This window comes from Citrobacter sp. RHBSTW-00986 (assembly GCF_013783065.1).
In the GTDB taxonomy this organism is placed as follows: domain Bacteria; phylum Pseudomonadota; class Gammaproteobacteria; order Enterobacterales; family Enterobacteriaceae; genus Citrobacter; species Citrobacter braakii.
Genome location: NZ_CP056200.1, coordinates 1,395,603 through 1,410,338, shown reverse-complemented (window position 1 = coordinate 1,410,338; position 14,736 = coordinate 1,395,603). Strand labels below are relative to the sequence as shown.

7 protein-coding genes and 2 pseudogenes are annotated in these 14,736 nt (G+C 55.7%); 4 read left to right on the top strand and 5 right to left on the bottom strand.

From position 1 onward, the window contains the following. Nucleotides 1–55: 55 nt before the first annotated feature. On the bottom strand, nt 56–2,368 hold the full coding sequence (pbpC, locus tag HV345_RS06955) for a peptidoglycan glycosyltransferase PbpC (RefSeq protein ID WP_181636424.1): 2,313 nt from the start codon (nt 2,366–2,368) through the stop codon (nt 56–58). Then, nucleotides 2,369–7,303, bottom strand: a complete 4,935-nt coding sequence (locus HV345_RS06950) for an alpha-2-macroglobulin (RefSeq protein ID WP_181636423.1) — start codon at nt 7,301–7,303, stop codon at nt 2,369–2,371. It lies immediately after the preceding gene. 207 nt (nt 7,304–7,510) lie between these two features. Here HV345_RS06950 and sseA point away from each other — a divergent pair, with 207 nt between their 5' ends. The 4 genes and pseudogenes from sseA to HV345_RS06930 all read left to right on the top strand — a co-directional run bounded on the left by sseA (nt 7,511) and on the right by HV345_RS06930 (nt 12,317). Continuing rightward, entirely contained in the window at nt 7,511–8,371 is an 861-nt protein-coding gene (gene sseA / locus HV345_RS06945) for a 3-mercaptopyruvate sulfurtransferase (protein WP_181221316.1), read from the top strand. Between the two features lie 163 nt (nt 8,372–8,534). Further along, nucleotides 8,535–10,047, top strand: a pseudogene (locus tag HV345_RS06940) (PTS transporter subunit EIIC). 28 nt (nt 10,048–10,075) lie between these two features. Next, nucleotides 10,076–11,419 (top strand): annotated as a pseudogene (locus tag HV345_RS06935) (6-phospho-alpha-glucosidase). A 127-nt stretch (nt 11,420–11,546) separates the two neighbouring features. Further along, nucleotides 11,547–12,317, top strand: coding sequence for a MurR/RpiR family transcriptional regulator (locus HV345_RS06930; RefSeq protein ID WP_141875494.1), 771 nt, complete (start codon nt 11,547–11,549; stop codon nt 12,315–12,317). Between the two features lie 18 nt (nt 12,318–12,335). On the opposite strand, the gene sseB is transcribed toward HV345_RS06930, so the two are convergent. The 3 genes from sseB to iscX all read right to left on the bottom strand — a co-directional run bounded on the left by sseB (nt 12,336) and on the right by iscX (nt 14,727). Further along, complete coding sequence (gene sseB / locus HV345_RS06925) at nt 12,336–13,112, bottom strand: enhanced serine sensitivity protein SseB (protein WP_181636422.1); 777 nt, start codon at nt 13,110–13,112, stop codon at nt 12,336–12,338. Nucleotides 13,113–13,182: 70 nt separating this feature from the next. Continuing rightward, complete coding sequence (pepB, locus tag HV345_RS06920) at nt 13,183–14,466, bottom strand: aminopeptidase PepB (RefSeq protein WP_016157137.1); 1,284 nt, start codon at nt 14,464–14,466, stop codon at nt 13,183–13,185. Between the two features lie 60 nt (nt 14,467–14,526). Further along, the gene (iscX, locus tag HV345_RS06915; RefSeq protein ID WP_003037694.1) at nt 14,527–14,727 is read right to left on the bottom strand and encodes a Fe-S cluster assembly protein IscX; all 201 of its coding nucleotides are present in this window, start codon (nt 14,725–14,727) and stop codon (nt 14,527–14,529) included. Between the last annotated feature and the right edge of the window lie 9 nt (nt 14,728–14,736).

The window sequence follows — 14,736 nt, the reverse complement described above, 5'->3', positions numbered from 1 at the left end:
AGATAACATTTCTTTAAAATAAGATGAATTTTAGCAACAAAAATCACCTGGTAGTCTACTGCAACGAAAATCTCACCGTCGCCACCTGTCCGGCGTCATCCATCACCAGCAGTTGATAATCCCCTTTGGTCGCCAGCCGTAGCGTAAGACGGCGTCCGCGTTCATCCAGCCGTTCACCGTTAAGAAACCACCAGCGATCGCCAGTCCCACCGCTGGTTTGTACCGGCAATGAGGCCAGCGCAGAGCCGGGTAAACGCTTCACAATCGCGCCATCACGAACCCCTGTCAACTGCAACGGCAGCGAAGCATCCTGCCCCAGCGGCGGACACGTGGCAGAAACCGGCGGTAATCTCGCCCCACGGCGCTCTGACTCCGGCAGCCATGGCTCCAGCGGTAAAGGCCAGACGATTAACGTTTGTTCGCGCGCCTGCGGGCAATCCGCCGCCACACGTTTGCCTTCATCATCCAGCCAGACGGGGAAACGAATGCCACTCACCCCCTCCTGTTCGGGCAATAACAACGTGGGCGGCTGGCTGCCCTCCAGCAGCCAGGTTGCCAGACGGCGTCGACAGTTGCTGTCTCCCGGCGCAAGTGACTGCCCGCCCGGCCAGCACACTACGCCGCGGCTAACGGATTCAGGGCGCGGATCCTCCGGCTGATTTGCCCCGCGAGAGAGCAAAAGATTGTTGACCTGATTGAGCAACGGCACGGCGCTGGCAAAACCAAACTGGCCCACCACCGGCGTACCGTCGGGTCTGCCGGTCCAGATACCCATCACATAACGGGCGTTAACGCCAATCGCCCACGCATCGCGATAGCCATAACTGGTACCCGTTTTCCACGCCAGCGGAACCACTCTGCTCAGCGCGTTATCCGGCAGCGGTTGGGCTTCGTCAGCCATAATGCGGCGAATAATCCACGCCGCGCCTATCGACATCAACGGACGTTCCAGCAGTGGATCGTCTGGCTGCAGGCGCAGTTTCCCCGCTTTTCCCTGACGGGCAAAGGCACTGTACGCCGCCGCCATGTCTTCCAGTCTGGCCCCTGCCCCGCCCAAAATCAGCGACAGATTCGGTGCGGCACCTGCGGGCAGATACAGCGGTAAGCCAACGTTACGTAACGATGCGGCAAAACGCTTCGGGCCATAGGCTTCAAGTACCTGTACGGCGGGTAAATTCAGCGAGCGCACCAGCGCTTCGCTCATACTGACCGGGCCATGAAAACCACTGTCAAAATTCCCTGGTCGATAATCTCCGGTTCGACGCGGCACATCCTGCAACAATGAAGCAGGGTGAATTAATCCGTCATCCAGCGCCAGACCATAGATAAACGGCTTCAGCACCGAGCCCGGCGAGCGGATCGCATTCACCATATCCACATGGCCAAAGCGGGAGTCGTCATTCATATCTACCGACCCCACCCAGCCACGCACGCTCATATCAGTGTGATCGACCACAATCATCGCCAGCGAACTGCGCGCAGGTAAGCGGCCCTTCCAGTTTTGCGCCAGCTCTTCCAGTTGGCGCTGCAATCCGGCGTCAAGGGTGGTCACGATTTTATCGCTCCGGCTTTTTCCCAGCATCATGCGCGAGAATAACGGCGCTAGCTGCGGCATTTGTCTGGGCGCCAGCCAGACCGGTTCTTCGCGTGACTCCTGCACCTGTCTGGCAGGCCAAACGCCCTGCGTCGCCATGCGCTCAAGCACTTTATTGCGCGCCGCTTCAGCGCGGTCCGGCCAGCGGTCCGGGCGCAGACGGCTCGGTGCCTGCGGCAACACGGCCAGCAGCGCGGCATCGGAATAACTCAACTGTGCGGGTGATTTACCAAGGTAGGCCCAGCTCGCCGCCCCCACGCCCTGCAGCGTGCCGCCAAACGGCGCGCGGTTAAGATATAGCGTCAGGATGTCGCGCTTAGAAAGATGCCATTCCAGCTGCAATGCGCGCCAGAGCTGGCGGAACTTGCCGCCGAAAGTTCGCGGGTGGGGATCGAGTAATCGTGCGACCTGCATGGTGAGCGTACTGCCGCCTGAAACGACGCGACCTGAGGAGAGGTCCTGCCATGCCGCGCGCAGCACTGAAAACGGATTGACGCCGGGATGTTTCCAGAACCAGCGGTCTTCGTAGTTGATTAACGCCTCAAGGTAACGGGGGGACACCTCATCAATAGTCACCGGATAACGCCAGATGCCGTCCGCGTCGGCGAAGCGCCATAGCGGCGTACCATCGTAAGCCACCACGACACGTGCCGGATCGACTTCGTGAAGCGGCAGCGGCCAGATTTTATCTGCCGCCCAAACCACCGCTACCAGCAATAGCGCAACAGCTGCCAGCCAGAGCCAGCAGCCGCGTTTCCCCAACCCGCGCATCATTTACGGTCTGACAATCAAAAGCCCCTCTGTCGCACCGGTCGCGCGCCACTGCGGAACATACATTGACTCCACCTGCGGCACAGGAACCTGATAGGTCCCCGGCGTTACCGCCCGCGCCAGATAGACCAGCGTCACCGGCTGCCCTTCGTTGACCGCTACCGCGGCGACAAAGCGATCGTCACGGAACTCAACGTGCTGGATATCCGCCTGCTGCATCTGATTGAGCAAATTCGCTACCTCGCTGCCGCTGTCCTGCAGACTGGCGCTGCCGTTGGCCAGATTCTGGTTTTCCAGCTCCAGGCCGGCTGGCAGTAAGTCAACCACCAGCGCATCCGGCACGTTCTGGCTGGCTTTCACCTCCAGCCAGACCAGTACCAGCTCGCCGCTGCGCAGAGAATCCAGCGCTTTGCTGTTCCCGTCGAGTCCCAGGATCTGACGCTCAATGTGCAGGACGTTGCTGGCAGGCGTCGGCGAGGTTTGCGGGTAACCACTCACATCCAGACGCAGCCACAGCGGCAGATTACCGGTATTGGTGACGTTCAGCGTAGACAGCGCGTCAGCATCCAGATTACGCGTTTGTGATTTCTCCCCGGCTAACGCCTGTTCAGAGAGTGACGTTTGCGCCTGCCACGAGCCAGGCAAGTCCTGTAACGTACGCGCGGCAAGGAACAGCGCATTGTTTTCCTGAGTAGAGAGCCAGCGCTGCCCAAAGGCCTGTTCTGACAAAGTGTTCAGCAGCGTATTCTGCACTTCAGGTTTAAGCTTGTTCTCTTCCAACAATGCCAGCATCAGCGCGTTGTCACGTAGCTGACTGCCGTAATCCGCCATCCACTGCTGCGCATCGCGGCGTGGCGTATTCAACGCCAGCGTCAACGCTTGTTCACTGCGGTTGGCGTCGCCCATGTTTTTCAGCGCTATCCCCAGTTGCATCAGCGGTAAACCGGAAGCCGCCTGTGCACGACGCTCCCAGATCTCACGCAGCGCGCCGAGCGGGGCTTTCTGCTGACGAGCCAGCACCAGCGCGGCGTAGGCCTGTACGGCAAACCGGCTTGCTGATGCGTCGTCGGTATAGCGAATCGACATCATGCCCGGATCCTGCAAATAGCGCAGCAGCCGCTCGTTACCCCGGTTAATCACCTCTGCCGGAACGCTATAGCCTTGTTCATTCGCACGAACGAGGAAATCCATCACATACGCGGTCAGCCAGTACTCTTCCGACCCGTTCTTATCCCACAGCGCAAAACCGCCGTTATCACGCTGCATTTGCAGTAAACGAGAGATGCCAATCTCTACTGCCGCACGGCGTTTTTCATCGCTGTCGCCCGCGATACCTAACGCCTTCAACTGCGCGGCATTGGTGTATAAGGATGGGAACAACCCGCTCGCCGTTTGCTCGAGGCAACCGTAAGGGTAAGCTTTCAGTTCACGGATATAGCGCGCCAGATTCAGCGGTGGCTTACCGCTGAACAGCAGTTGTCCCTGCATCGTCACAGGAGAGAAATTCGTCAGTTCTTCGCCCGGAATCTGCCAGGTTGCGCCCGGCTGAAGTGCGACGCCGTAATTAACAGTTTGCGCCGGGAACGCCGGTCGCACGCCAATTTTCCACTGTTTATGCTGAACAGGCAGCGTTTCACCCGGTAGATTCAGACCGCTAATTTGCGCCTGAATTTCGCCATCGCCAAAGCCCTCCCGCGCACGCACCGGAATAAACAGCGTAGTCCGTACGCCTGGCGCCAGATTCACCGGGGCGGGATCTTGCCCCATCAGCTCCAGTAAACCGCTGGCCGCGAGATTAATAATCAGCGTTTGCGGTTTGTCAGTCAGGTTGGTCACGTCCAGCGTCAGGCGCGAGGTATCCCCCCCCGCCAGAAAGCGCGGCATGTTCAGTTCAGCAATTACCGGCGCGGCGACAATCACTTTGCTTTCGCTACTGCCAAAGTCATCCGCCGTCCAGGCTTGCGCCATTACCCGCAGCTCGCCGTTGAAATCACCAATTGGTAACGTCACCGTACCTTCGCCCTGCTCGTTAAGCGTCACCGGCAGCGCCTGTTGCGCCACAATATTGACGTGATTAACCGGTGGCTTGCCGCCGCGTTTTAACTCATCGCCATCACCACCAAAGCGCAGCGCCGCCAGACGTCCTTGCCCTTCGATCACCTGGCCGTAAATATCATAAATATCCGCGCCATAGCGTTTTTGCCCGAAAAACGCCTGCCACGGATCCGGCGTGGCGTAATCGGTAATGTTCAACACCCCGCTGTCAACGGCTGAGACCAGCACGTTAACCTGTTTTGGCACGTCGCCATTTTTAACGCTGGCTTTAATCTTGACGGTCAACGGCTGATTTGGACGCATTTTCGCCGGACTTTCCAGCGCCAGCGCCAGACGACGGTTTTCATCGCCTAACGGCAAATGCAGTAAGCCGACTGCCCGTTTTGGCGTTGCCGAACGAGACTTGTCGCCAGGACGAACCACCAGCGCGCTGAGATACAAATCATGGCGATTCCAGGTTTTATCGACCGGGATGGAGATATCAAGACCATCCGTCGGTACGTCTATCTCTTGCCACCACAGCGGGCCTTCGCTGGACTCCACCATCGCGTAACCTTTGCCTGCAGCGGGTGCGGCAATGTGTAGCTTCATGGTATCGCCGGGACGATAGCCGGGTTTATCCAGTTTCAGGGTCACGCGATCGGGACGCACTGCCCCGCTGCCGTCGCTGTTATCCTGCCAGCTATAACCAGCCCAGAAGCGCACGCTGCTCACCGCATCATTCGGAGCTTTCACTTCCAGGCGATAGGCACCCCACTCGACAGGGAAGCTGACTTTACCGGTTTCATCGGCCTTAAGATCCAGGGTCTGCTCACCCTCAACCAGATCTTTTTGATCGAACTGCGATTGCCAGCCCTCGCCTTCAGACCAGTTCCAGTAATAATCACGACGTTCACGAATCAAACGCACCTGTAAACCGGACACCGCTTTTTTCTCACCTTGCGCATCGGCATACACAATATCAAAAGCGGCATTGCTGTTTTCATCAACGCCAGGCTGATTGACGGTAGTATCGGTGCGGTAGTCATATACGGCTCTCGCCGCAAACTGCGGACGAATACCTGGCAGCGTATCCGCAGGCCAGATGGCTTGTTCAACCCGACGCGTCACCGGACGGCCACCCGACTCCAGCAGGCTGGCTTGCAGAATCACCTGTAACGGAGAATGCGTCTCCTGCCATTGGCTGTTGGTAGTCACTTCGCCGCGACCGTGGTCATCCAGCGTCAACTGAACCTCATCGAGGCTGCGAGAAAGATTTTCTTCGGCAATATTACCAAACTGGAACCCCGGTAATGCCTGCACCGCTTCCCGCAACGGGCGCAGGAAAAGCTGCCCTTGCAGAGCATTGCCGTTGGCGGGAGCGCCATACAGGTAGTAGCCCACCACCGAGAACTTCACTTCATCAGTTGGAGCCAGCGGCATCTTATTGGCGGTGAGATTGAGCGCCATCCGCTCAGGCATGAAATCTTCGACGTGGAAATCCCACATCCGCGACTGGTTGTCGCCAGTATTGGCACGAATATGCCACATGCCGGTTGGCGCGCTGCTGTCCAGCGGCCAGCTAAAGCGATACAGACCGTTTTCCGGTTGGCTCACTACCGAGCGTAACACCTGTCCGTCGGGCTTAACGACCTCCAGCTTCACCGGCTGGTCAGGCAGCGTTTTGCCGTCGCTATCTCGCAGTAATCCGTTGAGGATCACCGTTTCGCCAGGGCGATAGAGGTCACGGGGGCCAAACATAAAGAACTGCTTGCTGTATCCCGGCGCGCCGGCAATATCAAATTCAGCCAGATCCAACGCCGGGAGCTTCAGGTCCAGCAGCGTGGTTTGCCCGTCTTTGCGGGCCAGCAATAAGGCCGCGTCTTTATCGGTTTCCAGCTTGACGTGACCCTGCGCGTCGCTGGTAGCCTGCGCCAGCGCCTGCCCTTTTTCGTTGAGTAACGTGACCTCAATACCCTGCTGCGCAGCGCCGTTTTCCAGACTCTGCGTAAAAACATCCAGTTGATTGTGGTAACGGTGCGCAGAGACACCAATGTCACTGAGCGTAAACAGCGTAGCAGCATTGCTGTAGTTATAGTGTCCGGCCTGATTCATCACCGCAATGTAAACGCCTGCTTGCTGCAACGGCTTGATATCGCTCAGTGGCAGTAGCAGCTTCTCTCGGGTGTTACGCTCAGGATTGAGGTCAAAGCGTCCGGTATAAACCAGCTCCGCCATTTTCAGCAGATTGTCTGACTCCCAGTTTGACAACGAATTACGGTATTCCCACTGGCTGACAAACGCACCGAGCGATTCAGGCTTCACGCGAAAGAAGTTCACATCCACGCTATTAACGTTAAGGGCCATCACCGGTAACCCTTCAATCACTTTTCCCGGCAGCAGCGAGCCGCGACTAGCGAACCCTACGCTTGGCTGGACGTCGCGGGTGGTAATGTTTTTTTCATAATCGATAGCGAACGTCGCTTTATTCAGCGCCAGCAAATCACGCTCAATGGTAACCACCAGTTCCCGATTAGGTTCGAGATGGCGTAAGCGTAGCTCTTTTAGATTTGGCGCCAACTCCCAGGCACCATCCACTTTGCCGCTTTTTTTATCAACAACGTGCACTACGCGAGAAAAATCTTGTTCCGGATCGAGGGGAATGGAAAAGGTTAAAACGAGCGTTGCCGCGCCATCGAGCTGGACCTCGGAGGCATCAAGCAACGTCAGCGACTTGCCCTGGCTTTGCTGAATCAGCTTTTGTAATTGGGCCTTATCTTTTGCTGGCGCAGTCTGCGGTGCAGGCACATCAGGCTTCGCAGCCGTCGGTGATTTTTCGTTATTATTATCGCACCCAACCAGTGCCAGCATCAGCATACAGGCCGCTACGCGTAAATGTTTCATTTTTCATCCCTGGCCGTAGTGGCCCGTTAGCTACGTAGAACAACTATTATGCGTCAGATTTTCGGCTGTGGAAGCCAGTAACTGTTCTACGTTGTCCTATTTTTTCGTGATTAATGTGGATTCGCCTGACAAATCAGCCTCTTTTACTTGTCGCATTGCACTAAACATCCGACAATTTGCCAAAACCTGGTAAAAATGGAGATGCCTATGACCACCGCCTTTTTTGTCGCTGCCGACTGGCTTGCCGAACACATTGACGACCCGGAAATACAAATTCTTGATGCCCGGATGGCACCTCCAGGACAGGAAGATCGCGATGTTGGCGAGGAGTATCGCGCGGGCCATATTCCTGGCGCAGTCTTTTTTGATATTGAAGCGCTTTCCGACCATACGTCACCGCTACCGCATATGATGCCGCGACCGGAAGCCTTTGCCGTAGCGATGCGCGAATTGGGCGTTCATCAGGATAAACACCTGGTTGTCTACGATGATGGCAACCTGTTTTCCGCACCACGCGCATGGTGGATGCTGCGGACATTTGGTGTCGAGAATGTCTCCATTCTGGCGGGCGGTCTGGCTGGCTGGCAGCGCGATGAGCTAATGCTCCAAGAAGGAAATGAGGATTTACCGGAAGGTGAATTTAACGTGGCATTTACGCCTGAAGCGGTTGTGCGCGTTACCGACGTACTGCTGGCCAGTCATGAAAAAACGGCGCAGATCGTCGATGCCCGACCGGCTGCGCGTTTTAATGCCGAAGTTGACGAGCCGCGTCCGGGCCTCAAGCGTGGCCATGTGCCTGGTGCGCTTAACGTACCGTGGACAGAGCTGGTTCGTGACGGTGAACTGAAAACTACCGACGAACTGGATGCTATTTTCTTCAGCCACGGCGTAAGCTTTGACCGTCCCATTATCGCCAGCTGCGGCTCAGGCGTTACGGCGGCAGTGGTTGTGCTGGCGCTAGCCACGCTGGGCGTTTCTAACGTCGCATTGTATGACGGCGCATGGAGCGAATGGGGCGCGCGTAACGATTTACCGGTAGAACCGGCCGCCCATAATCCCTCTGCTTAACCCTCCCCCTGCTGTTACCCCGCTCACAACGCATAACGTTACATGTAACGTTATGCGTCATTTGTTTTTAAAACAACCAGATAGCTGGAATTCTCCCCTTTGACGCTGCTAACTTTGTCCTGTTTTCGCACTCTGATGTGCGGTTCATATAAGAGAGAACATGATGAAAAGAGCTGTCAATGCCCTACAAAATTTTGGCAAATCGCTCTATGGTCCGGTGCTCATTCTCCCGATCGTGGGCTTGTTCATTGCCTTCGGTAACGTCCTTAGCAATGGCAATCTTGCGCAATATTTGCCTTTTCTCGCTCATCCCATTTTACAAAACAGTGGTCAGTTAATTGCGAAATCCGCCGTATCTGTACTGGCAAATCTGGCGCTGGTTTTCGCCGTCGGCATTCCCATTGGCCTTGACAGGTCTTGTCGCTTTTATTGTTTTTATCAACGCGATGAACGTCACGCTTCAGCTACGCGGCGATCTGGTTGCGACGGATCAGATGCGCGGTGCGGGTCAGAGTATGGTGCTTGGCGTGCAGGTGCTGGAGATGGGCGTTTTTGCCGGGATTTTGCTGGGCGTCGTGGCAGGTTATCTCTATAACCGCTATTCCGGCGTGCAGTTCAGCGGTGCGATGGCGATTTACTCAGGCCACTGTTTCGTCGCCATCATTATTCTGCCCACCTCAATGCTTCTCGGCGTAGCGATGAGCGAACTGTGGCCTTTCGCTCAGCATGGCATCAGTACCATGGCGTTGACCATTAAAGACGCTGGACCTTACGGCGTCGCTATTTACGGTTTTCTTGAACGCATTCTGGTGCCGACCGGACTACACCACCTGGTTTACACGCCGTTTCTGTATACCGAACTGGGCGGCACTGCCGAGGTTTGCGGTAATGTGTATCAGGGAGCGCGCAACATCTATTTCGCCGAGATGGCCTGTCCGACAGTGGCACAGCTCAGCAATACGGTGGTGTGGGACGCTCGCGGCATCAGTAAAATGTTTGGCCTGCCTGCCGCCGCGCTGGCTATGTATATGACGGCCACGCCACAACGCAGGGCTGCCGCGAAGGCCATTCTGCTCCCCGCCGCGCTGACCTCATTACTGGTCGGCGTCACCGAGCCCATTGAGTTTTCCTTCCTGTTTGTCGCTCCGCTGCTGTTTGTGGTACACGCGGTGCTGACCGGCATCGGCATGATGCTGTTTTCTCTGCTGGATGTTCACGCCATCGGCGCCAACGGCGTCATTGACTTCATTCTCTACAACCTGCCGCTGGGCGTCGAAAAGGCTAACTGGCCGATGTACATCGCGGTCGGGATGATGATGTTCGTTCTCTACTTCGTCATCTTTCGCTTTCTTATCCGCTATTTCGATATGAAAACGCCAGGTCGTGAGGAGGACGCGCGGGAGACACGTTTGTACAGCAAAAAAGATTATCAGGCAAAAGGCCGCGATGATTCTGGCGAAGCCATTATTGCCGGGCTGGGCGGTCGCGCCAATATTGAAGTGGTTGATAACTGTTACACCCGTCTGCGCGTCACCGTGAAAGATATCGCCATCATCAACGAGCCGCAGCTCAAAGCGACCGGCGCGAAAGGCGTCATTAAACAAGGTAATAACGTTCAGGTGGTCTACGGACTGCACGTTAAGAAAATGCGAGAAGCCGTAGAGGCGTTTCTCTGAAGGAGCCAATCATGTTTACCCCCCTTTTATTTTATCCATTGCTGGCGGTGGAAGCACTTATACGCCCGGGATTGTCAAAAGTCTGATGGTGCGTCTTGCCGATTTTCCGCTGGCTGAAATTCGTCTGTATGACATTGACTAAGCACGTCAAAGCACCATTGCACCGGTGGTTGAAAAAGTGATCCGCGATCACAGCCAGTCAATTAAATTTACCGTAACCCGCGATGCGCAAACGGCCTTTCGCGGGGCGCATTTTATTTTCTCGCAGATGCGCGTAGGCCAGTACAAAATGCGCGAGCTGGACGAAAAAATCCCGTTAAAACACGGCGTCGTCGGCCAGGAGACCTGCGGCCCCGGTGGTTTAGCCTACGGGCTACGCACCATTCTGCCGATGGTGGAACTAATCGATCTGGTCGAACGTTTTGCCGATAAAGCGGCGTGGATTGTCAATTACGCCAATCCGGCGGCGATTGTGGCAGAGGGGGTACGTCGCTTACGCCCGAACGCGCGGGTTCTCAACATTTGTGATATGCCGGTCGCTGCAATGCGTAACATGGGTGCGATTCTGGGCGTTGACCGTCATAAGCTGGAGGTGGACTACTTCGGCCTTAACCACTTTGGCTGGTTTACCCGCGTGCGGGTTGATGGCGAAGACCAGCTCCCGGCGTTACGGCGGCATATCGCTAAATTCGGCCTGCTGACAGAAGATGCCGCACAAACGGATCCGCAGCATGCCGATCCTTCATGGGTCAAAACATGGCGTAACATCAAGCCGATCATGGACAACTTCCCGGAATATCTGCCGAATCCGTATTTACAGTATTACCTGATGTCGGAACAGATCGTGGCCCATCAGGATCCAGACCACACCCGGGCCAACGAAGTGATGGAGGGGCGTGAGAAGAAATTATTCGCCGCGGCTCAGGAATACCAGAGCACGGGGATTTTGCCCGATGCGTTTCACGTCGGAGTTCACGGCGCGTTTATCGTTGATGTCGCCTGTAGCCTGGCTTTTGATTTACGCCAGCGTCACCTGGTGATTGTTGAAAACAAAGGTGCGATTGCCAATCTGCCCTATGACGCGATGGTCGAAGTACCTGCGTACATCACTTCACAGGGAGCGGAACCGGTTCGCATGGGGGCAGTACCGTTGTTTCACCAGACGCTGCTGATGCAACAGCTGGCCTCAGAGCAACTGCTGGTTGAGGCCGCCATTGAAGGCAGCTACGAGAAGGCGCTACAGGCTTTCACGCTGAACCGGACGGTGCCAACCATGGTACATGCCAAAACCCTCCTTGATGAGATGATCGAGGCTAACCGGGACTACTGGCCAGCGCTGAAAAAAGCCTGGCAGGAGGGGGAATTGCGCTAAAGTCTGGTGCGGAAGACTTGTCGGTGTGGATGAAAACACCGACAATTCCGCGAATTGATGAAAACGGAGGCCCAATGACTATCCCATATTTCTCCCTTCCTGCCCGGCAAGTGAAACCGGCCTGATCATGGACAACCGGCTTGCCTCTCTGCTGACGCGCGGAGAACCGCTTACCCGCGCAGAGTACCGTGTGCTGGCGCACCTGACACAGCATCCGCTGCTGGTAGGTAACATCACGGTACGTGAGCTGGCCCAGGCGACTTTTGTTTCCACGGCCACCATTATGCGGTTGTGTCAGAAACTGGGCTTCAGCGGTTTCAGCGAGTTTATATGGCACTGCAAACAGTTGCTCTCCGATACGCCGCACATCGCAGCGCAGGTCGCGGAGAGCGGCGAGTTACCGGCGATGCTTAGCCGTTTCATTGCCAACTATCAGCTTACTTTTCAATGGAATACCCAGGAAAAACGTCGCCATTTTGTTGATTTATTACGGCAAAAGGAGAGTTTCTTTCTGTATGGCGCCGGATTTTCCTATCTGTTTGCGGAGTATCTGACCAAAAAATTGCAGGTTCTCGGTAAGACCGCTTTTATTTCCGGGCCAGGAGACAGCCGGAACATCTTTCTCAGTAATGCCGCCCGCTATCAGGTATTCGTCGCGGTGTCACGCAGCGGCGAAACGGAACAGGTTATTGATAAAGTCAGGATTGCGCAAAACGTTGGCATGACGATTGTGGCCTTTACCCGTGCGTCGGCCAATTCGCTAGCGGGCATGGCGGATTTGCACTTTGCGCTATATGACGAAGCGGTACACTTTGCCGCTGAGGCCGCCGGAGTGACCTCTTTTGAATCGAATCTGGTGCTACTCATGGATTTGTTGCTGCTGGAAGCAACGGGGTGAGCGCTCACCCCGAATGCCTCAGATAATCCGGTTCTGTTTGAAGTCGCGCAGGAAACCGCCCCAGCGGCGTTCGTAGAACGGTGCGATGTGCTCAGTGATAAAGTGACTCACGCCCTTCTCACCTTTCTTCACCTGGCAGATATCAATGGGTTCATCACCCGGCAACGTATCGGTCGCGACGCTACCCGCAGCATGGATGATCTCTTCAATATCACCTTCAGCTTCAATACCAATCAGCAGATTCGGCTGGGCTTCCGCACTTTCTTTGATTGAGCAGAGAAATGCGCGTTTTACCGGCTTAATGGTTTTAAACAGCGTGGTCAGTGAGTCAATCATCTGCGCCGGAGGTTCGGCGACTTCAGAAAGGATCAGCGATTCACCACCTTCCAGTACTTCCTGGGTGCTTAGCGGATTACTCTCTTCCCCCATCAGCAGGCTGATTTCACGCGGCATAAACTCTTTGCCGGTCGGCAGTTTAGCGTTGAGAAAGAGCGTTTCGCCAAGCGTCATTTCAAATAGCGTACGCACCGGCATAACGACAAATGCTTGCTCATCTTCAACCGCCTGTTGCAGGGCTTCCAGGGAGGTGAAGAACGGGATCACGGTCGTGCCGTCTTCTTTTTCCCAGTGTTGAAGGTCGAGGGCGCTGTCTTCAACCACCGCCTCGCCTTCTGCGGCAGTACCCGGCACCCAGACGGTGGATTCCAGTAATGTACGGAAAAATGCCGGACGATGCGCAGGCTCTGTCGCTGCTTGCTCCAGCAACGTTTCTAATTCATTTTTTGTTTCGGACATAAGTATCACAAATTGGATGAATACATGTAAGCCGGATAAGCTTAGCGCCATCCGGCAATACAGTCATGAATTATGCGGTCAGCAGATTCGCGATGGTGCGCACACCCAGACCAGTTGCGCCCGCAGACCACTGCTCAACCGGCGCTTTGCGATAGGTTGCAGAGCAATCGATGTGCAGCCAGCCTTGCTGGTAATTTTCCACGAAATGGGACAGGAAGCCCGCCGCAGTGCTTGCACCCGCTGGGTAGGCCGCACTGCCGGTATTATTCAGCTCAGCAAAATTTGACGGCAGTTGACTACGGTGGAACTCTGCCAATGGCAAACGCCAGAACGGCTCGTTTTCTTGCGCCGCACTTGCCAACAAACGCGCGGCCAGTTGGTCATCAAAGCTAAACAGCGCGTGGTAATCGTTGCCCAGTGCGGTTTTCGCCGCGCCGGTCAGCGTGGCAGCATCAATGATCAATTCAGGTTTTTGCGCGCTGGCATCGATCAGGCCATCGGCCAGTACCAGACGCCCTTCAGCATCGGTATTCATCACTTCAACTTTTTTACCGTTGCGATAGTGAATGATATCGCCAAGCTTAAAGGCGTTGCCGCTGATCAGGTTATCCGCGCAGCACAGATACAGCTTCACACGCTTGTTCAGGCCACGGGTGATGGCAAACGCCAGCGCGCCGGTGACCGTTGCCGCACCGCCCATATCGGACTTCATTGAGTCCATAAATGCGCTTTGCTTGATGCTGTATCCGCCGGAGTCAAAGGTAATTCCCTTGCCAACCAGGCAGGCATAAACTGGAGCTTCTTTGTCGCCAGTCGGGTTGTAATCGAGCGCCAGCAGCACCGGCGGACGTTCAGAGCCTCGACCTACGGTATGCAGCCCCATGTAGTTCTGCTCGCGCAGATCTTCACCTTTGGTGATACGGTACGAGACGTTGTCGCAGGCCACGCCGCACAGCAGGTCTACCGCGCGTTGCGCCAGCTGTTCCGGGCCCAGCTCTTCTGCAGGTGCGTTAATGGTATCGCGCACCCAGTCAATAATCTTCAGACGGTTATCCAGCTCTTTGCGCTGCGCCTCGTCCAGAGCGGCCCACTCAACTTTGCGGGTGCCTTTTGGTCCTTTGTAACCCTGCCAGAACGCCCAGCTACGTTCGGTATCCCAGCCTTCACCATCCAGTTGGACATGTTTAATACCCAGGCCGTCAATTTTACGCGCGGCGCGCTGGATAAGGCTGAGATCATCTTTTCCGTTCAGGTGCAGGGTAATACCGTCATTATTAATGCTGTATGTCGCCTTTTCACCCCAGCGAGCGTCAGCGGGTTGCGTGGAAAGCGTAATTTTCATGGCTTCTGTCATTTTATTTATCCTTATTTCGCGCATACAGGAAAACGGGCCACCCGTGGGCAGCCCGTTGACTTATTCGGCTTCGTCCAGCCAGACCAGTAAAATGGCCTCAAGGATTTTTTCGTTCGATGCCTGTGGATCATCATCGAACTCTTCCAGGTCACAGATCCATTGATGCAGATCGGTGAAACGAACGGTCTTGGGATCGAGATCGGGGAACGCGTCGTACAGCGCCTCGCCGATTTCGCGGCTATCGGTCCACTTCAGTCCCATACTACCCTC

Excerpts from the sequence above, each read along its gene's own strand:
- pbpC (WP_181636424.1), bottom strand. The coding sequence starts at position 2,368 with ATGATGCGCGGGTTGGGGAAACGCGGCTGCTGGCTCTGGCTGGCAGCT.
- HV345_RS06950 (WP_181636423.1), bottom strand. The coding sequence starts at position 7,303 with ATGAAACATTTACGCGTAGCGGCCTGTATGCTGATGCTGGCACTGGTT.
- sseA (WP_181221316.1), top strand. The coding sequence starts at position 7,511 with ATGACCACCGCCTTTTTTGTCGCTGCCGACTGGCTTGCCGAACACATT.
- HV345_RS06930 (WP_141875494.1), top strand. The coding sequence starts at position 11,547 with ATGGACAACCGGCTTGCCTCTCTGCTGACGCGCGGAGAACCGCTTACC.
- sseB (WP_181636422.1), bottom strand. The coding sequence starts at position 13,112 with ATGTCCGAAACAAAAAATGAATTAGAAACGTTGCTGGAGCAAGCAGCG.
- pepB (WP_016157137.1), bottom strand. The coding sequence starts at position 14,466 with ATGACAGAAGCCATGAAAATTACGCTTTCCACGCAACCCGCTGACGCT.
- iscX (WP_003037694.1), bottom strand. The coding sequence starts at position 14,727 with ATGGGACTGAAGTGGACCGATAGCCGCGAAATCGGCGAGGCGCTGTAC.